This is a genomic window from Bradyrhizobium sp. P5_C12 (assembly GCF_054049735.1).
Window position 1 is genome coordinate 90,410 of sequence record NZ_JBFULU010000025.1, and the last position, 19,064, is coordinate 109,473.

General features: G+C 66.3%; 16 protein-coding genes and 1 tRNA gene. 8 read left to right on the forward strand and 9 right to left on the reverse strand.

Annotated features, from left to right (window positions below; translation table 11 throughout):
- Positions 1-16: 16 nt before the first annotated feature.
- Together ACXJMY_RS22420 and ACXJMY_RS22425 are read right to left on the reverse strand one after the other, a co-directional pair.
- Positions 17-1,735 (reverse strand): heparinase II/III family protein, encoded by a 1,719-nt coding sequence (locus tag ACXJMY_RS22420; protein ID WP_456621517.1) that lies wholly within the window; start codon positions 1,733-1,735, stop codon positions 17-19.
- A gap of 157 nt (positions 1,736-1,892) precedes the next feature.
- Entirely contained in the window at positions 1,893-3,239 is a 1,347-nt protein-coding gene (locus ACXJMY_RS22425) for an RsmB/NOP family class I SAM-dependent RNA methyltransferase (RefSeq protein WP_456621518.1), read from the reverse strand.
- A 186-nt stretch (positions 3,240-3,425) separates the two neighbouring features.
- On the opposite strand from ACXJMY_RS22425, the gene ACXJMY_RS22430 reads away from it, so the two are divergent.
- On the forward strand, positions 3,426-3,623 hold the full coding sequence (locus ACXJMY_RS22430) for a DUF1674 domain-containing protein (RefSeq protein ID WP_456621519.1): 198 nt from the start codon (positions 3,426-3,428) through the stop codon (positions 3,621-3,623).
- 71 nt (positions 3,624-3,694) lie between these two features.
- Complete coding sequence (locus ACXJMY_RS22435) at positions 3,695-4,282, forward strand: thermonuclease family protein (protein WP_456621520.1); 588 nt, start codon at positions 3,695-3,697, stop codon at positions 4,280-4,282.
- A gap of 55 nt (positions 4,283-4,337) precedes the next feature.
- Here the strand turns inward: ACXJMY_RS22435 and ACXJMY_RS22440 are convergent, their stop codons facing one another.
- Complete coding sequence (locus tag ACXJMY_RS22440) at positions 4,338-4,853, reverse strand: L,D-transpeptidase (RefSeq protein ID WP_456621521.1); 516 nt, start codon at positions 4,851-4,853, stop codon at positions 4,338-4,340.
- A 361-nt stretch (positions 4,854-5,214) separates the two neighbouring features.
- Complete coding sequence (gene acs, locus ACXJMY_RS22445; RefSeq protein WP_456621522.1) at positions 5,215-7,167, reverse strand: acetate--CoA ligase; 1,953 nt, start codon at positions 7,165-7,167, stop codon at positions 5,215-5,217.
- Positions 7,168-7,567: 400 nt separating this feature from the next.
- Here acs and ACXJMY_RS22450 point away from each other — a divergent pair, with 400 nt between their 5' ends.
- Positions 7,568-8,737 carry a DNA topoisomerase IB gene (locus ACXJMY_RS22450; RefSeq protein ID WP_456621523.1) on the forward strand — a complete coding sequence of 390 codons (1,170 nt, stop codon included), beginning with the start codon at positions 7,568-7,570 and terminating at the stop codon, positions 8,735-8,737.
- A 108-nt stretch (positions 8,738-8,845) separates the two neighbouring features.
- On the opposite strand, the gene ACXJMY_RS22455 is transcribed toward ACXJMY_RS22450, so the two are convergent.
- Positions 8,846-9,301, reverse strand: a complete 456-nt coding sequence (locus ACXJMY_RS22455; protein WP_456621524.1) for an SRPBCC family protein — start codon at positions 9,299-9,301, stop codon at positions 8,846-8,848.
- Between the two features lie 101 nt (positions 9,302-9,402).
- On the opposite strand from ACXJMY_RS22455, the gene ACXJMY_RS22460 reads away from it, so the two are divergent.
- The gene (locus ACXJMY_RS22460) at positions 9,403-10,482 is read left to right on the forward strand and encodes an adenylate/guanylate cyclase domain-containing protein (protein ID WP_456621536.1); all 1,080 of its coding nucleotides are present in this window, start codon (positions 9,403-9,405) and stop codon (positions 10,480-10,482) included.
- 138 nt (positions 10,483-10,620) lie between these two features.
- Here the strand turns inward: ACXJMY_RS22460 and ACXJMY_RS22465 are convergent, their stop codons facing one another.
- The 3 genes from ACXJMY_RS22465 to tsaD all read right to left on the reverse strand — a co-directional run bounded on the left by ACXJMY_RS22465 (position 10,621) and on the right by tsaD (position 13,233).
- The gene (locus ACXJMY_RS22465; RefSeq protein ID WP_456621525.1) at positions 10,621-11,034 is read right to left on the reverse strand and encodes an EVE domain-containing protein; all 414 of its coding nucleotides are present in this window, start codon (positions 11,032-11,034) and stop codon (positions 10,621-10,623) included.
- A gap of 142 nt (positions 11,035-11,176) precedes the next feature.
- A complete protein-coding gene (locus tag ACXJMY_RS22470; protein ID WP_456621526.1) occupies positions 11,177-12,157 on the reverse strand; it encodes an NAD(P)H-dependent glycerol-3-phosphate dehydrogenase in 981 nt (326 codons plus the stop codon).
- 2 nt (positions 12,158-12,159) lie between these two features.
- On the reverse strand, positions 12,160-13,233 hold the full coding sequence (gene tsaD, locus ACXJMY_RS22475; RefSeq protein ID WP_456621527.1) for a tRNA (adenosine(37)-N6)-threonylcarbamoyltransferase complex transferase subunit TsaD: 1,074 nt from the start codon (positions 13,231-13,233) through the stop codon (positions 12,160-12,162).
- A gap of 153 nt (positions 13,234-13,386) precedes the next feature.
- Between tsaD and ACXJMY_RS22480 the strand changes: the two genes are divergently transcribed.
- From ACXJMY_RS22480 to ACXJMY_RS22495, 4 genes are all read left to right on the forward strand, one after another.
- Positions 13,387-14,133 (forward strand): uroporphyrinogen-III synthase, encoded by a 747-nt coding sequence (locus tag ACXJMY_RS22480; protein ID WP_456621528.1) that lies wholly within the window; start codon positions 13,387-13,389, stop codon positions 14,131-14,133.
- Positions 14,134-14,210: 77 nt separating this feature from the next.
- Entirely contained in the window at positions 14,211-15,443 is a 1,233-nt protein-coding gene (locus ACXJMY_RS22485; RefSeq protein ID WP_456621529.1) for a COG4223 family protein, read from the forward strand.
- 35 nt (positions 15,444-15,478) lie between these two features.
- Positions 15,479-17,218 (forward strand): heme biosynthesis HemY N-terminal domain-containing protein, encoded by a 1,740-nt coding sequence (locus ACXJMY_RS22490; RefSeq protein ID WP_456621530.1) that lies wholly within the window; start codon positions 15,479-15,481, stop codon positions 17,216-17,218.
- Positions 17,219-17,317: 99 nt separating this feature from the next.
- Positions 17,318-17,393: transfer RNA gene (locus ACXJMY_RS22495), tRNA-Thr, on the forward strand.
- A 311-nt stretch (positions 17,394-17,704) separates the two neighbouring features.
- Here ACXJMY_RS22495 and ACXJMY_RS22500 read toward each other — a convergent pair.
- Positions 17,705-19,064, reverse strand: a 1,360-nt coding sequence (locus tag ACXJMY_RS22500) for a hypothetical protein (protein ID WP_456621531.1), incomplete at its 5' end; no start/stop codon positions are given.

Below are 19,064 nucleotides of genomic sequence, written 5' to 3' on the forward strand. Positions count from 1 at the left end.
GCTGAATCACGCGTGACTACAGCGGAAGTTCCGGCTCGCGCCGGGCGTTGCGGCGGGCGTTGGTGACGGAAGGCGAGGCGGTGGAGCGGACAAAGCTCCAGCGGATCGAGGGCGCCTGGCGGGCGTCCTGGCGGATCACGATCTGCGCGGTGCGGCGGGGCCCGTCATTGCCGGCCAGGAACACGCTGTCCTCGAGGTCGACCTTGTCGTCGAGCGCCTCGAAGGTCCAGACGTCGCGGTTGGGCAGCACCAGCATGACGCCGCGGGCATCCGACAGCCGGCTCGCCTTCACCGCCGGATGTAGATGGAAGCGCACCGCGAAATCGGCGTCGCCGCCCTTGAAACGTCCACCCTGCGGCGGCGACAGCGTGTCCTCGCCGTCGATCCGCGCGCCGTCATTGGCGATCATCAGCACGCGGCGGTGGATCGCACCGAACTTGGCCATGTAGCCGTCATGCGAGGTCGTGAGCAGCGTGCCGTTCTGCACGATCTCGCGGTAGCTCTCGACCTCGACCGGCCCGCTGATGACGGGTGCGCCATGCAGCAGCCGCTTCATCGCCGACATCTCCACGAACTGGCACGACGACGTGTCGTGATAGGTCAGCGTCGAATGCGCCGCCGTGCCGCGCGCGAACGGCCGCCAATTGTCGCGCCCCGTCGTCGGCATACCGCAATTGGTGACGATGCGGCTGATGCCGGAGGACAGTTCGAACGACAGGCAGCCGGCATGGGCGTCATGGCTCACGCCCGCCGGCGGCGGGGGGCCGGTGTCGATGATCAGCGTGGTCTGGCCGGCGTCGAGACGCTGGAAGCCGGTATGCGGCATGTTCGCCATCGGCGCGCCGTGGGTGTCGTCATAGGCGAGCAGCGTGGCGAGCAGGTCCGAGGGCGTCGCGCTCATGCCGTTGAACAGCGCGAAATTGCCGTCGCCGTGCCGGAAGAAGCGCAGCATCGGCATCATGCGATCGATCGCGTTGAGCAGTGCGGGTGGCGGCGCGATGTTGCGCGCGGCAAAGGTCTGCCGCAGCGGCAACAGGTCGATCAACAGCTCGATCAGCGCGCCCGGGTTGCGCGAGATGTGGCCGCCGTCGGGCAGGATCTGCCGCTGCAATTCATCCGAGAGTTTTTTCGAGGCGCTGCGGATGTGGCTGGCCTGGTTGGCGAGGCAGAGTGCCGTGTAGCACAGCGCGATCAGCACCTGGAGCTTCGGCACCCCGTCCGGGATGTTGAGCATGGTGTAGCGGAGGAAGCGGATCTCGCGCGCCAGCGCGCGCAGATAGCGGCGGTAGAATTTGTTGTCGGTGTCGTTGAGCACCAGCGGTGCCTGCGACAGCAGCGAGATGACGCGCCGCGCCAGCACATCGGCGCGCCGCGCGACGGGGCGGCGCTTGTTGGCGGGGTTGGCGATCCAGTCCTCGACCAGCGCGCGCGCATTCGCCCGCGTCAGCGCGGTGTCGGCGGCGCGCAAATGGCGCAGCCAGCCGAAGCCGAGCAGCGCGACTTCCCAATCCTCCGACGGCGGCTCGAGATCGAAGATCGAGCGGCCATGACAATTGACGATCTTGCCGGCGAAGACGAAACGGCCGGCATAGATCTCGGCGGCGCGGGTCGCGTCTGCCGTGCGCAGGTCATGCGGCGCGATGATCAGCCGGTCGGTGCGGCCCGGCCAGACCCGCGACAGGGCCACGGAGCCGCCGCTCGCGCGCGCGAGCATGTTCCGCGCGAAGCGGTTCATGACCAGCGTCGAGATTCGTCTGCGTTGAGCGACCGACACGCCTTGCCTTGTAAGGGGGAGAGGATTCCGACGAATCCTTTTAATCCCAAAATCGGACGCCTGACACCACCTTGAAAGGGGGCGAATCAGCGTCGTGACCGCAAAAACCGGTGCAAAATCAGGATTTAACGAGCCTGGCGGCGTAAAATCCGTCGAGCCCGCCAAGCTTTGGATCGGCGTTCGGCAGATGGCTGGGCAGGGTGCGCAGGTCGCCATCGGCGGTGATGATCTCGGAGAGCCCGGAGACCTCGGACGCTTCGATCGGCACGCGCCGCAGCGCAGGCTCCGCGGCCAGCAGCGCGGCGATGGCCTGCTCGCCCTCTTCGGGCTCCAGCGAACAGGTGCAGTAGACCAGTGTTCCGCCGGGCTTGAGCAGCGAGACGGATTTTCGCAGAAGGCGCTGCTGGAGCGTGGTCAAGGCCGCGACGTCGGACTCCTGCCGCAGCCATGCCACGTCGGGGTGACGGCGAATCGTGCCGGTCGAGGTGCAGGGCGCATCGATCAGGATACCGTCGAAGCCGTCCGCCGGGCCGGGCCATTCCACGGCGTCGGCGACGACCGTCTCGGCCTGGAGCGACAGCCGTGCCAGATTTTCGCGCAGCCGCGCCACCCGGGCGGGCGAGCGGTCGATCGCCGTGACATGCGCGCCGGCCTGCACCAGTTGGGCGGTCTTGCCGCCGGGGGCCGCGCAGAGATCGGCGATGGATTTGCCGGCGATGTCGCCGAACAGCCGGGCCGGCAGCGCGGCGGCCGCGTCCTGCACCCACCATTGTCCCTCGGCGAAGCCGGGCAGCATGGTCACCGCGCCGTGCAGAACCGTGCGCACCGATCCGGTCGGCAGCACCTCGCCATGCAGCCGGCTCGCCCATTGCTCGGCGTCCGACTTCACGGTCAGATCGAGCGAAGGGTCGTGGCCGAGCGCGAGCGCCATGTCCCGTGCGACGGTCTCGCCGTAATGCGCGCTCCAGCGCGCGAGCAACCAGGGCGGCAGGTCCAGCGACTGCGCGGCAACCTCCTCCACCAGCGCCTTGCCCTCGCGCGCGCAGCGGCGCAGCACGGCGTTGACGAGGCCGGCATAGCGCGCGGCGCGCCGGTCGGATTGCACGAGGCGAACGGAGAGATCGACTGCGGCGTGATCGGGCACGTCCATCCAGAGGATCTGTGCGGCGCCGATCAGAAGCGCGCTCTGCGCACGCGGTGCGTCGGATGGAATGCCCTTGTCGAGCAGGCGAGAGAGCACGTGGCCGAGCGTGCCGAGCCGGCGCAGGATGGTCGCCACCAAGCGCCGCATCAGCGCGCGGTCGCGGTCGGCCAGCGTCTTGAGTCCGGGATGAGCGCCGGCGCCGTCGAGCTGATCGTCGAGCGTACGGCGCTTGTGCAGCACACCGTCGACGATATCGGCGGCGATCCGCCGTGCCGCGAGACCGGGCACTTCGGACGGAGGTGCGAAACGTTGAGATGGCATGCGGCTTAAGGTTCTGAGCGAGCGGCAGTTCCGCCGAAGGGGCGCATGCCTTAACAACCCCAGCTGTGGCACGCGAATATGCCAAATGTAAGAATGACCTCTGGCGTTTACATCCCGTGACGATCATTTCAGCAATGTTTTATTGGACGTCGCGCGCGTTCCGATCTTGCGCTAGGAACCCAGACGATGAGTGACCAGCCCTCCGTTCCCGATCGCAAGCCGCTTTCCCCAGCCGCCCAGCGTGCGCTGGCCGAAGCCGAGGCGCGACGGCAGGCCGCGGCTGCCCAGGCCGAGGCGGCGCCGAAGGAGTTGCAGGGACCCAAAGGACCCGAGCCCACCCGTTACGGCGATTGGGAGCGCAAAGGCATCGCCTCGGACTTTTGAGACGCTGGCCTGTAAGGTCGCCTTGTAAGGCTCTCTTGCCGCCGCGCCCGACTCAGCCCTAGCGTGCGCGGATGTCGCGCTTCGATCCGAGCCATCCATATCGGCCTTCCTACAGCGGCGCGCCGTTCGGCCGGCGCTTCTCCGGATTGTTGCCGTGGATGTTCGTGGTCGGCGTCGCGGTGGCGGTCGTGCTTGCTTTCCGCCACGGGACGAACTGGCCCATTCCGCAGATAGCCGATGGTCGGCCGCAAGATGCCGAAATCATCTTGCAGCAGGCCAATCCGGACATCCGCAAAACGGTCGACGTCATCCGCACCATCGACGGCGATACCTTCCTCGCGCGCGTGCATCAACGCGATGGCCRCGACCTCGTCGCGCGCGTTCGCCTGCGCGGCATCGATGCACCCGAGATGAAGGCATCCTGCCAGGAAGAACTGGACAAGGCTCAAGCCGCAGCCGACGCGCTTCGTAATCTGCTCGGACAGGGCGGTGTCACGATTTCCAATCTCGGCCCGGACAAATACGGACGCATTCTCGCCGACGTCGCCACCAGGGGGACCGCCAGCGTCTCGGCAGCGCTGCTCGCAGGCGGCTATGCGCGCAGTTACAATGGCGGCCATCGCGACGGTTGGTGCGCGCGGAGCTGGCGCTTCTGGTAACAAAAGAGCCGCGTCGCAAGACGCGGCCTTCGCCGTCCGGCTCCGATCGGCGCGATCAGCGCGCCACGACCACCGTCGTGCCGACGGAGACGCGGCTGTAGAGATCGGTGATGTCGTCGTTGAGCATGCGGATGCAGCCGTAGGACACGAAGCCGCCGACCGAGCCCGGCACGTTGGTACCGTGGATCGCATATTCACCGCCGGCCAGCGTCATCGCGGCGACGCCCATCGGATTGCGCGGCGATCCGCCCGGAATGACGTCGGGAAGCTGCGGCTTGTCGCGCCTCACTTCGGCCGGAGGCGACCAGGCCGGATTAAGGTACTTGCCGTCGATGCGGGTGGTGCCGGCCCATTGCTTGCCGGACTTGCCGACGCCGACCGGATAACGCACGGCGTGGCCGTTATCGAGGATGAGATAGAGCCGCCGCTCGTTGGTTTTGACCACGATGGTGCCCGGCGAATAATCGGCCAGGCGTGTTCCCACCATTTCCGGCCGCGCCTGCGCAGCCGTCGACATCAAGATGCCTGCCCCGATGGTGGCGGCCAGCGCCACAGCAATCCTCATCGCCATCAATGCTTCCCCTTGCCCCGAACGGGTCGTCCAAATCTACGCAGAACTCGGCAATCGCTGCCTCGCCCAGACATTCTTAACCGCACCTGTTAACCGGATGGTTTCCACGCGCGGCCGCCGAGGGCCAGCCAGCAGGGGGAACAAAGGAAATGTTCGAAATAAAGTAAATGACAAGAAAACAACACTCGGGGGGAAAGATGCGGGCGCGGCCGAACGCGCCCTGACAAGTGCGTGACGATGTGAACGGCCGTCATTCCGGGCGCGCGACAGCGCGACCCGGAATCTCGAGATTCTCAGGCGCGCAACGGCGCGCCGGAGTTCGGTCCTGCGGACCGAACCGGAATGACGATGTGTTGTGAGCTTACGCCGAGGTCTGCTTCTTGTTCTGCCGGTTCTTGACGAGGTCGTCGACCACGGCGGGATCGGCCAAGGTCGAGGTGTCGCCCAGGCTGCCCGGCTCGTCCTCGGCGATCTTGCGCAGGATGCGGCGCATGATCTTGCCGGAGCGGGTTTTCGGCAGGCCCGGCGCGAACTGGATCTGGTCGGGCGAGGCGATCGGGCCGATCTCCTTGCGCACCCAGGTGACCAGCTCCTTGCGCAGATCCTCGGTCGGCTCGACGCCGGCCATCAGGGTCACATAGGCGTAAATGCCCTGGCCCTTGATGTCGTGGGGGAAACCGACGACGGCGGCTTCCGAGACCTTCTCATGCGCGACCAGCGCGCTCTCGACCTCGGCCGTGCCCATGCGGTGGCCGGAGACGTTGATGACGTCGTCGACGCGGCCGGTGATCCAGTAATAGCCGTCGGCATCGCGCCGGCAGCCGTCGCCGGTAAAATACTTGCCCTTGTAGGTCGAGAAATAGGTCTGCTCGAAACGGGCGTGATCGCCATAGACCGTGCGCATCTGGCCCGGCCATGACCGCGTCAGGCAGAGATTGCCCGTGGTCTCGCCGTCCAGCACCTTGCCGTCGGCATCGACGATTTCGGGCGCCACGCCGAAGAACGGCTGTGTCGCCGAGCCCGGCTTCAATTTGGTCGCGCCCGGCAGCGGCGTGATCAGGATGCCGCCGGTCTCGGTCTGCCACCAGGTGTCGACGATCGGGCAGCGGTCGTCGCCGACGACGCGATGGTACCACTCCCAGGCTTCGGGATTGATGGGCTCGCCGACCGAGCCGAGCAGGCGCAAGCTCGCACGCGAGGTCTTCTTCACGGGCGCGTCGCCCGACTGCATCAAGGCGCGGATCGCGGTCGGCGCGGTGTAGAAGATGTTGACCTTGTGCTTGTCGATGACGTTCCAGAACCTGGAATTATCCGGGTAGTTCGGCACGCCCTCGAACATCAGCGTGGTCGCGCCGTTGGCCAGCGGCCCGTAGAGAATGTAGCTGTGGCCGGTGACCCAGCCGACGTCGGCGGTGCACCAGTAGATGTCGCCGTCGTGATAGTCGAAGACGTATTGGTGCGTCATCGCGGCGAACACGAGATAGCCGCCCGAGGTGTGCAGCACGCCCTTGGGCTGGCCGGTCGAGCCCGACGTATAGAGGATGAACAGCGGATCTTCCGCGTGCATGTGCTCGGCCGGGCACTCGGTCGTCACCATCTTGGCCGCGTCGTGGTACCAGAGGTCGCGCGACGGATTCATCTCGACCGTGCCGCCGGTGCGCTTGACCACGATGACCCAGTCGACGCCGTCAGCCTTGGTGAGCGCCGCGTCGACATTGGCCTTCAGCGGCACCTTCTTGCCGCCGCGCAGGCCTTCATCCGCGGTGATGATGACCTTGGATTGGCAGTCGTTGATGCGCTGGGCCAGGCTGTCCGGCGAGAAGCCGGCGAACACCACGGAGTGGATGGCGCCGATCCGCGCGCAGGCCAGCATCGCATAGGCCGCTTCCGGAATCATCGGCAGGTAGATGGTGACGCGGTCGCCCTTCTTGACGTTGCGGGTGCGCAGGATGTTGGCCATCCGGCAGACCTCGTCGTGCAGCTCCTTGTAGGTGATGTGCCGGGATTGCGAGGGATCGTCGCCCTCCCAGATGATCGCGGTCTGGTTGGCGCGCTTGTGCAGATGCCGGTCGATGCAGTTCCAGGCGACGTTGAGGACGCCGTCCTCGAACCATTTGATCGAGATGTTGCCGGGCGCAAACGAGACGTTCTCGATCTTGGTGGGCGCCTTCATCCAGTCGATGCGCTTGGCCTGCTCAGCCCAGAAGCCGTTCGGGTCCGAGATCGAGCGGGCGTACATCTCCTTGTATTTGGCCTGGTCGATCCAGGCGCGCTTAGCCCACTCCACGGGGACGTCGTAGATCTTCTCGGACATGTTTCCCTCCACATACGGCAAGCCGAACCCAAGCGACTGGCGAGCTGACCTGATCGTTGAACTGATTATGCGTCGGGCTAACCGGACCCGACAAGGAGCACAAGCTGGACCTTCGGTGGGCCGCCGGCCATGCGAAGGATCAAGGGGTGAGGGGCGACTGTCGCAGATCTGAAACAGGCCGGAACCTGCCTTTCGGCTCTTTACCCAAGCCGCCGAAACAGGCCGGCGCAGGCCCCATGCGTCCGTAGGAGGTATTTAGAAACCTCTCCTCACTGATTCGGGACTCGCAATACGGTTCGGAACACCCTAAATGGCCAACCCGGGGCCCAACGAGGCCCCTTGGAACAAAAATCAGAACAATCGCATTGACCGATAACAGGCAGGGCTAAGGCATAACACTATGATGGATCAGCAGAATCTCGGGACAATGCGGCCCGCTTCAGCCGATCCTTCTGCTGTTGCACTGGCCAAAGCCCTCGGACAATGGCCGAAACCGGCCACTTTTAGGCGTCCCAGCCCGAAAAAGGCCTTCGATACGACCCCCGCCACCTCGGTCGAGGCGCTCGCGAAGGAACTGGGCCTGCGGCTCGGCGACCAGAACGAGCTGAAGATTCGGCGCATCAAGCGCGGCAAGGGCTATTCCTTCGTCCGTCCCAACGGGGCACATATCCGCGACGCCCGCACCATCCGCCGGCTGCATTCCATGGCGGTGCCGCCGGCCTATCGCGAGGTGCGCTATTCGGCCGATCCGAGCTCGCATCTCCAGGCGGTCGGCCGCGATGCCGCGGGCCGGCTGCAATACCGCTATCATGCCGATTGGGAAAAGGTCCGCGAGCAGCGCAAGGCGCACCGGTTGGAAAAGCTCGTCGGCGCGCTGCCAAAAATCCGGCGCAAGGTCTCGATGTTCCTGTCGGGCGACGAGCCGACGCGGGAGTTCGCGCTCTCGGCCGTGATCGAGCTGATCGCACGGACCGCGATCCGCCCCGGCAACGAATCCTATGCCCGCCTCAACGGCACCCGCGGCGCGACCACGATGCTGAAATCCAACGTCACGCTGGAAGACGATAGCTTCGTGCTGACCTTCAAGGCGAAGGGCGGTAAGGCGGTGCGGAAGGAGTGCGACGCGGCCAAGCTGGTGCGTGCGATCGGCATTCTGCGCGGCGTTCCCGGCAAGCGCATGTTCCAGTATCGCGATGCCTCCGGCATCGTGCGCGCGGTCAGCACCACGCAGGTGAATGCGTTCCTGCGCGAGATCGCCGGCATCAAGATCTCGCTGAAGGATTTTCGCACGCTGATGGCGTCCGCGGTGGTCGTGGAATCATTGTCGCGGATCACGCCGGCAACCAGCCAGCGCGGCCGCAAGAAACAGGTGCTGGATGCGATCCGCGCCGCTGCCGACCAGCTCTCCAACACGCCGGCGATCTGCCGCAAGAGCTACGTCCACGACACCATCGTCACCGCCTTCGAGGACGGCATCCTCGAACGCTTCGCCGCGACCATGAAGGGCCAGCGCTCGCAGGCCAGGCGCGAGCAGCTCCTGGCGCAGGTGGTGGCGACGGCGGCGGTGTAACGGTCACGATGCCGTAGTCCTAGGGTGGGCAAAGGCGCGCTGCGCCGTGCCCACCAGTCTTCACGAAATCGATGACAGGCAGCGTGGGCACGCTTCGCTTTGCCCACCCTACGCCTCGTCGGGCAAACCCTTGTCGGGACCGGGATCCCTGCCCGCAGCCGACATCGTGAGCCGTTCCAGATAGTGCGCCCACCCCTTCGCATGCGCGGCCGCCTGTGCTTCGGTCGGCAGCCCGCTATGGGTCATGCGCAGCAGCGTGCCGCCGTCGCGTTCGATCAGATCGATCTCGATCAGGCTCGAGCCGGGCGGCACTTCCTGGCCGCCCTCCCAGCCGAACGTGTAGGCCAGGCGATGCACCGGCACGACCTCGCGGAAGGTGCCGCGGCCGACGCCGCCGCGCGGGCCGATACCCTTCAGCAGATAGAGCCCACCGGGATGCGGTTCCGTGGTCGCGTCGGATCCCATCCAGCTCAGGATCTTCTCGGGGTCGGTGAGATAGGCGAAGACGGTGGCACGCGGGGCCGCGATCTGGGTTTCGCGTCGCACTACGAACGGTTCGGTCATCGGCGATCATCCCTGGGCTGACATTGGGACATGGCGGCGCCGCGCTGGCCCGTCAAGGATTGCCCGTGACAAAGCCGGCCTGCCTTCGCCATCATTGGACCATGCAGCTCTCCCCGACCCTCGCCTGGCTTGTCGACACCGCCTCCGATGTCCCGGGGGCCGACCGCCTGCTCGCGGAACTCGGCGCCCATCTGGTCGCCGACGGCGTGCCGCTTGCGGCAGGGAGCCTGACGCTAGAGGTGCCGCATCCCCTGATCGCGAAGCGGACCTGGCTGTGGCGCGCCGAGGGCGGCCAGGTGATCGAAGCGCTGGGCTTTGCGCCGGGCGGACTGGCGCCCGACCCGCCCAACGATGCCGGCCGCCGCTGGCTGCGGAACAGCGCACGCGGCGAGGTCCACGAAGACAGCGTCGGGCGGTCCGATGGACCGTTGCTTGGCTGGATCGGGCCGCGTCCGTTCACCGCAGACGAGATCGAGCAACTGCGCCAGGCCGCGCGCTTTGCCGCGACGCCGCTCGCCGTGCTCGCGGCGCGTGCCACGTTACGCGCGACGCTGGATGCCTATCTGGGCAAGCGCAGCGCCGAGCGGGTGCTGGCGGCGCCGTTGCGGCGCGATCTCGGCGAGACCATTCAGGCCGCGCTGCTCTATGCGGACTTGCGCAATTTCACGACCTTGTCCGAAACCAATTCGCCCACCGATGTCATCGCGGCGCTCGATGCCTGGTTCGATCGCATCGCCGGCGCGGTTCATGCCTTCGGCGGCGAGGTGCTGAAATTCATCGGCGACGGCGTGCTCGCGATCTTTCCGGTGGGCGATGCGTCGCCGCGTCGGGCGTGTGACGCCGCCCTGCGCGCGGCAGGCGCGGCCAGGGCAGGAATGGCGCATCTCAATGACGAGCGCCACGGCCAGGGCCTGCCGCCGCTCGCATTCGGCGTCGCGCTCCATCTCGGCGAGATGCTGTGGGGCAATATCGGCGCCGCCAACCGGCTCGATTTCACCGCGATCGGTCCCGCCGTCAATCTCGCCAGCCGGCTCGAAGGATTGTGCAAGCCGCTTGGCCAGACCGTGCTGGTGTCGGGCCCGCTCGCCGCCGAGACGGACATGCCCATGATCGCGCTCGGATCTCATCCGCTCCGCGGCATTGCCGCGCCATGCGAGGTCTTTGCGCTGCCGGAGAGTTGAGCTGGATACGGTAGCCCGGATGGAGCCAACGGGTCGGCGCAAAGCGCCGCCCGATGACAGGCTCCGCGTAATCCGGGACAGTCTTTCCGTACGCGCTAATCCCGGATATCGCTTCGCTCATCCGGGCTACGGCAGCAACTACATCCCGCCCATCTTGCAGACGAGCTTCCACTCTTCCGCCGTCACCGGCTGCACCGACAGGCGCGAATATTTCACCAGCGCCATGGAGGCCAGCTTCTTCTCGGCCTTGACCGCGGCCATCGTCACCGGCGTCTTCAACGGCTTGTCGGCCTTGATATCGACGCAGACGAATTTTTCGGTCTTGTCGGTCGGGTCGGGATAGGCCTCCCTGACGACTTCCGCGATGCCGACGATCTCCTTGCCCTCGTTGGAATGATAGAAGAACGCCTTGTCGCCCTTCTTCATGGCGACGAGGTTCTGGCGCGCGGTGAAGTTGCGCACGCCGGTCCAGGCCTCGCCCTTGGCGCCCTTGGCCACCTGCTGGTCCCAGGACCACACCGACGGTTCGGATTTCACCAGCCAGTAGTTCATCGCGCGCCCTATCCGTTCGTTATGCCGGGCCAGAGCGCGAAGCGCGTCTTCGCACCAGAAGACCCGGCCATCCACGTCTCTGCTTCCGTGTTCAATATCAAGACGTGGATGCCCGCGACAAGCGCGGGCATGACGGAAGATGTCATTCCTCTGCCTTGAAGGGGCGCGTCAACAGTCCCGAGATCGCGGCGTCGATCGTGCTCCTGCCGCTCAGGATCGCCGCGACCGCTTCGGATACCGGCATCTCGATGTTTTGCGAAGCTGCGAGTTCGATCAGCACCGGTGCGGTGAACTCGCCCTCGGCGAGCTTGCCGGCGGGCGGCTGCTCGCCGCGGCCGAGTGCGAGGCCAAGCGCAAAATTGCGCGACTGCGGGCTCGAACAGGTCAGGATCAGATCGCCAAGGCCGGAAAGGCCCGCGAGCGTCTCGCTGCGTGCGCCGAGCCCACGGCCCAGGCGTGTCAGCTCGGCAAAGCCGCGGGTGGTGAGCGCAGCCTGGGCGGAGGCGCCGAGCTTGCGTCCGATCGCGATGCCGACTGCGATCGCCAGCACGTTCTTGGCCGCGCCGCCGATCTCGACGCCGCGGATGTCGGTGGAGTGATAGGGCCGGAATGTCGGCGAGCCCAACGCCTGCACCAAATGGCTTGCCAGCGCCTCGTCCTTCGCAGCCAGCGTGACCGCCGTCGGCAGTCCGCGCGCGACATCGTCGGCAAAGCTCGGGCCCGACAGGATCGCGGGCTGGGCGTGGGGCGCGGCCTCTGCAATCACCTCTGTCATGAATTTGTGCGTGCCGTGCTCGATGCCCTTGGCGCAGGCCACGACCGGCGTCGGTTTTGTCAGATGCGAGGCCAGCATGTTGACCGCACCGCGCAGATGCTGCGCCGGCGTTGCGATCAGCAGCATGTCTGCGCGCGCGGCGAGGGCCAGTTCGTTCGTGACGACGATCTCCGGCGCCAGCCGCACGCCGGGCAGCCGCGGATTGTCGCGGGTCGAGCCGATGCGGGTGGCATGCTCCGCATTGCGCGCCCAGAGTGTCACGTTCCTCCCGGCCCGCGCCGCCACCGTCGCCAGCGCCGTACCCCAGGCACCTGCCCCGATCACCGCGACGGATTGGAACGCGGCCATCGCTAGAATCCCGCCCGCGTGTTGCCGTAGCCGGCCGGCGCCGTGGCGTTGGCATCGAGCAGCCAGCGCGCGCGGGGCCGGGCTTCCATCGTGTCGGTCATGCCGAGCGCGAGGCGTTCGGCGCCGGCCCAGGCGATCATCGCGCCATTGTCGGTGCAGAGCGCCGGCGGCGGCATGATCAGCTGCGTCCCGGCCCGTCTTGCGACGTCATCGAGCGCGCCGCGGATCGCCTGATTGGCCGCGACGCCGCCCGCTGCGACCAGCGCACGCGGCGCGCCGAACTGCTCGCGGAACAGCCTGAGGCCGACGCTCAGCCGGTCGGCCGTCGAGTCCAGCACGGCGGCCTGGAAGCTCGCGCAGAGGTCGTTGATGTCCTGCGGCGTGATCTCGGTGATCCGGCTCGCCTCGTTGCGCACTGCCGTCTTCAGTCCCGACAGCGAGAAATTGGCGTCCGGGCGTCCCTGCATCGGCCGCGGAAAGGCAAAGCGCGCGGCATCGCCGCTGGCCGCCGCGCGCTCGACCTGCGGCCCACCCGGATAGGGCAGGCCGAGCATCTTTGCGACCTTGTCAAAGGCCTCGCCGATCGCGTCGTCGACGGTGGTGCCAAGCCGCACATACTCACCCACGCCGGTGACCGCGACGATCTGGGTGTGACCGCCCGAGGCGAGGAACAGGCAATAGGGAAATTCGATTGCGTCGGTCAGGCGCGGCGTCAGCGCATGGGCTTCGAGATGGTTCACCGCAACCAGCGGCGTGTCGTGCACCATCGCGATCGCCTTCGCGGTGGTGAGCCCGACAATGACGCCGCCGATCAGCCCGGGACCTGCGGCTGCCGCAACGCCGTTGAGCTGCGCGAAGCCGATGCCGGCCTCGCGCATGGCGCGGTCGATGATGCCGTCGAGCAGGTCGACATGGGCGCGCGCGGCGATCTCCGGCACGACGCCGCCGAAACGGGCATGCTCCTCGACCTGCGATCGCACGATATTGGACAGGATCTTGCCGCTGCCGTCGGGCGCGCGCTCGATCACGGCCGCGGCGGTCTCGTCGCAGGTGGTTTCGATGCCCAGTACCAGCATTGGCGAATCGTTGTCCAATCTGTGCCCTTGCGCTCATCCATAAAGCAGAGTTCTGGTACGTCCGGTAGCATTCCGGGGTCACCTTGCGCAATTGCCGCGCGCGGGCCGTCCTCGTGAAAGCGTCGCCGCCACGCGGCCCTGGGAACACAAAGCATGTCCATTCTTGTCACACGACCGCATCCCGACAACGAGGCGACGGCGGCAGGTCTGCGTGCGCGGGGTCATGAGGTGCTGTTGGCGCCGGTGCTCAAGTTCGAACCGGTCGTTTTCCATGATGAAAGCGAAGCCGATTACAGCGGCATCATCGTCACCTCGGCCAACGCGATCCGCGCCGTCGCGCCGCAATTGCAGAATCGCGAGCTGTTGCAGCTGCCGCTGTTTGCGGTCGGCGAGCATACCGCGACTGCCGCGCGCGACGCGGGCTTTGCCGAGGTGATCGTCGCCGGCGGCGATGCCGCGGCTTTGCGTGACAAGGTGGTGCAGAGCGCTCGTGACAAGGTCGTGAAGAAAAAAAGTACGCTGCTCTATCTGGCGGGCGCGGACCTGTCGCGCGATCTCGGCGGGGAGCTCGGGGCCGAAGGCTTCAATGTGGTCACGCAGACCACCTATCGCATGGCTCCGGTCAAGCATCTGCCGCGCGAGGTCTGCGAGGGGTTTGCCGCCCATGGGATCGGGGCGGTGCTGCACTACTCCCGGCGCAGCGCGCGGGCCTTCCTGGAGGCGGCGCGGGGCGAAGGCGTTGAAATCTCCGCGCTGGCGATCCCGCAATGCTGCCTGTCCGAGACGATCGCCGGCGTGTTGCGCGAGGCCGGTGCGTCGCAGGTTCTGGTGGCCGCCACGCCGGATGAAAATGCCTTATTTGATGCCTTGGAGCGTGCTTTGCGGACCCGTTTGGCGTAAGAGGACGGGCCGAATCCGGCGAAATCGGGTCCGCCCAAAGATCCGTGAAGGGCATGTAAGTTTGAGGAACCGTCACGATGGCCGATGACAAGCCTGAAGACGCAGGATTGGCCCCCGAGTCCGGCCGTGCCAAGCGCACCCCGCCCACCATCGAGCTCGAGGCGACCGAAGTCTCCACCCAGCCGCAGGACGTGGCGGGCGAGCCGGAGGCGCAGCCGGCGCCCGAGCACGCCGAGCCTGAACATGCAAAATCCGAGAAGGCTGAAGCCGAGCCCGAGCGCGCCGAGGCGCAGGCTGGCGTTGCGTCCGCACCGGTGTCGTCGCCAGTGTCGTCATCAGTGTCGTCCTGGGTCATTGCGCCAATCTCCGGCGCGGTGGCCGCGGCGCTGGTGATCGCGGTCGGCTGGATGCTGGGTTGGCCCGCGGTGCAGGCGCCGCCGGCTGCGCCGCAAGTGACGAGCGCGACGGTCGATGCGCTGAGCGGACGCGTTGCCGCCGTTGAGGCCAAGGCCGGCAAGCCCGCAGCCGATCCGGCGATGGTGTCGCGGATCGATGCGCTGGAAAAATCCGTCGGTGCCTTGCGCAGCGACATCGCCGGTCTGCGCGCGCAGTCCGACAAGACCGCAAGCGCCCTGAACGATGCGAAATCCGCGCCGGCCGCCGCGGCGGCCTCATCCGACCTCGCGGCCCTCAACGAGCGCATCTCCCAGCTCGAGCGTGCCAGCAAGACCGATCGCGCCGCGCTCGCGCAGCAGGGCGAGAAGATCGCCGGTGCGAAGCCGATGGATGACAAGCCGCTGCGCAACGTGGTCGCGGCCGCCCTGCTCGACGTCGCCGTTCGTCACGGCGATCCCTACGAGTCGCAGCTCGCCGCGGCGCGCTCGCTTGCGGCCAAGCCCGAGGCGCTGAAGCCGCTCGAAGTCTTCGCATCGTCGGGCATCCCGACGCCGGTCGCGCTCAGCCGCGAGCTCCTCAACAACATCGTGCCGAAATTGGCGCCGCCGGCGGAGCCGCCCGCCAGCGGCGGCGGTATCGTCGAGCGGCTTCAGGCCGGGGCATCGAAGCTGGTCCGCATCGAGCGTACCGACGGGGTCGGCAACGATCGCGGCGCCATCGTCGCGCGGGTGACCGCGGCGGCGCTCCGCAACGATTTCGTCGAGGCGCGGCGCGAATTGAAGAACCTGCCCGAGGCGGATCTCGCCCCCGCGCAAGCCTGGCTCGACAAGGCCAATGCGCGCGATGCCGCGCTGGCGGCGTCGCGCAAATTCGCCGACGACGCCATGGCGGATCTCGCCAAGCCTGCTCAATAAGATTCGCGCAACAATCTGCGCGTATAGGGATCGCCATGCTTCGCATCGTCCTCTTTCTTGTCCTGATCGCGCTGGCGGCGGCTGGCGGGGCCTGGGTCGCCGACCAGCCCGGCGATCTGGTTCTGACCTGGGGCGGTGTCCGCGCCACAACGACGTTTCCCAGGTTCGTGCTCGGGCTCGGCATCTTTGCCGCGGCGGTCGTGTTGGTCTGGAGCATCCTGACCGTGATCTGGCGCACGCCGGGGCGGCTGCGCCGCCGTCGCCACGACAAGCGCCACGCCCGCGGCCGCCATGCCATCACCCACGGCCTGCTCGCGATCGGCCATGGCGACACCGCGCTTGCCCGTCGGCACGCCGAAGCGGCGCGGCGCCATGCGCCCGACGATCCGCTCGCGCTTCTGTTGCACGCACAGTCGGCGCAGCTCGAAGGCAATCGCGACGAGGCCCAGCGCGCCTTCCGCGCCATGGCCGAGCGCGCGGATACGCGGCTGCTCGGCCTGCGCGGCCTGTTCATCGAGGCGCAGCGTGCCGACGATGCGGTCGGCGCAGTGATGATCGCGGAGGAAGCGATCAAGCTGTCGCCGTCGTCGACCTGGGCGTCGCATGCGGTGCTCGGCTTCCGCTGCGCGCGCGGCGATTGGAGCGGCGCGCTTGCGATCCTCGATTCGAACCTGTCCGCCGGCCTGATCGACAAGGCCGCCTATCGGAGGCAGCGCGGCGTGCTGCTCACGGCGCGCGCGCTGGAATTGGAGACCATGGACCGCGACGTCGCGCGCGAGAGCGTGATGGAGGCGATCAAGCTCGCGCCCACGCTGGTGCCGGCCGCGGTGCTCGCCGCGAAATTCGAGAGCGAGGCGCATCAGGTGCGCCGCGCCATGAAGCTGGTCGAGGTCGCCTGGCTCGCCAATCCGCATCCCGATCTCGCGGACGCCTACGCGCATGTGAAGCTCGGCGATTCCGCACGGCAGCGCTTGCAGCGGGTCGAGACGCTCGCGGCCAAAACGCCTGCCGGCAAACCGGGTCATATCGAGGGCCAGCTCGCGCTCGCGCGCGCCGCGATCGATGCCTCCGAGTTCGCCCGTGCGCGCGCCGCGCTCGCGCCCTACGTCAACGATCCGACCCAGCGCGTCGCACTGCTGATGGCCGAGATCGAGCGCACCGAGCATGGCGACGGCGGCCGTGCCCGCGCCTGGACCTTGCGTGCGGTCCGCGCCCGCCACGACCCGGCCTGGACCGCGGACGGTTATGTCAGCGATCGCTGGCGTCCGGTTTCGCCGGTCACGGGCCGGCTCGACGCCTTCCAGTGGCAGACGCCGGTCGCAAGCCTGCCCTCCGACAGAAGCACCACGATCGAGTCCTCGGCCTTTGAGGAAGCCATGCTCGCGGCCCCGCCGCCGAAGCGGGTAACGGCAGCCAGCGAAACTCCGGCGGAACCGGTCGTGGTAGCGTCGGTCCCAGCCGCGCAGGACAATGCCCCCCCGGAAGTCAAGGACGAGCCGGAGGTCACGCCCGTCGGCCCGATGAAACCGGCCCCCGAGACCGCCKAATCATCGCCGCCGGCGGCGACGCCGGTGTTCCGGACCCGCGCCGACCTCGGCAAGCCTGCGCTGGCGCCGATCCCCGCCGTCATTCCGATCATCCGTGCCCCGGATGATCCCGGCATCGACGACGAGGGTCCGAGCGATGAATTTACGGAACAAATCGGCACGCCCAAGGCCCATGCAAAGGCCCAGGCCGGCGGCTGGCGCGGATTCTGGTCCCGCTGGGGCGCGTGAGGCGCATTTCGAAGCCGGCTCCACCTTGCCAATTCGGGCCATGCCCGATATCAGGAGCGCGCGTATCGGGGCCGGCATCGCCGGGCCCCGGCAGGGTTCGCCGCAATAGCTCAGTTGGTAGAGCACGTCATTCGTAATGACGGGGTCGGGGGTTCGAGTCCCTCTTGCGGCACCAGCACTTGCATCTGAAATTATAGGCTTTCTTCGCCCCCAAGGCACTCTCGTTCGAAAGAGCTCTGCCCGCAAGGAACCACCCCGTAACCACGATTTTTTATTCGAAAGTACCCCCCCGGATTTGGGGCCCCACCGCTCTTTTCACGATCGAGCAAAAGGCCAATTCTAGGGCCAGCGACCTGCTGCCGCGAAGTGACGTGGAGGCGATGAGAACGTGCCGATCTCTGGGAAAGTCTAGCACGTTCGCCCTCCGTCAGTTGCCGCCCATTGCGCGGCTCTGTTGTCCGGGAGCTGCTGTTTGCTCCCGGTCCTCTACGCAGCCGCCTGATCGGCGCTTAGCGACGCGGGAACTAGATCGCCGCGCTGGCAAAGCTGCTTCACAACCTTATGCGCGAGCTTCGAGTCGCGGCAGCCTAGCGTGATCGCGTGACGGGGGCGACTAACCGCGACATAGAGCCCATTCAATTGTAGAAGATCCTCGTCATCAAACTCAGAGATGTCCGGCACCACTGTGACGTCAAACTCAAGTCCCTTTGCCTGAAGCGGGGTCGTGAAATGCGTTTTCAATCGCTCTGTTAGCCTTGCACGATCTGAAACTATCGGATTACGGAAGGAGCTTTCCAGGCTTGGTGCCATCAGCTCAAACCAAGTTTGCGTCGTTTCCGCATTGGGGCTGATCACCACAACGCTGGCGGTCCCTGGCAATGCGTTGATCCTTGCCGCTGCAAAGTTGGCCAATTCGGCTTGATCCTGGAAAGTATGCATTGGTGCGCCAACCGGTTGCTCTCCCAACGGTTCGACTTCGCCGGTCGTGAACGCACGAAAGCAGTTTGAGAGCCGCGCGAGTGGTCGTGATTGCCTAAAGTTCGTGTCGAGCATTATTTGCCGGATTGGCTCCGCTACATAGGGCAATGCGTGCGATACCTGTTGGAGTCCGCCAATATGCAGCTGCTGGCCAAGGTCGCCCGCGACCGTGATCTGGCGATACTTCCGCTTGGCACGATAGCCCATCAGGAAAACCTGCTGTTCGGTAAAATCTTGGTACTCATCAATGAACACGGCTATGCGGTCTGAGAATGTCCGCACGTAGGGAATGTCCTTGATATCACGTTCGAACCCATCACAAGCGAGCGCATTGAGGCACAGCGCCGTTACCACGTCGCTATCGGTCACGATTCGCTCCTCAAGGCGGAGCGCTGTTTGGGCTGTAGCTTTAGCCACGACCGAAACCTGATCTGGGAAGTTCTTGGCCAGCAGCGATGACAAATCGGAGCGCTTGTGCACTTCGACATAGAGTTCAGTTGGGTTAAGCAACCGGAAAAAACGAAGAGATACATTAAGGACGGCCTCGCGCAGCGCTCGACGTTCGAAGTCGTTCAGTGCTGCGGTTTCGTGATCGCTAAGACGTACGTCGCGGTCTAATGAGGCGGCCAGCCCTTGGAGTCCGCCGCTTCTACCCTTTAGCCCACGCGAAAGTCCCAGAATCCGGGCCCTCAGAGGACCGCTGCGCCAAAATTTACCTTCAATAGTCTGCCAGCGAGCATCGGACGTCCTGGCTCCGTCTGGCGTTTCGGGTTTCGAAAGGGGTTCTCGCAAAGTGGCTTCCATAGTCTCGGCGAGGTGCATGCAGGACGAATCAGCGAGAGCCATCAGCCAGAGCACAGTTTGTTGG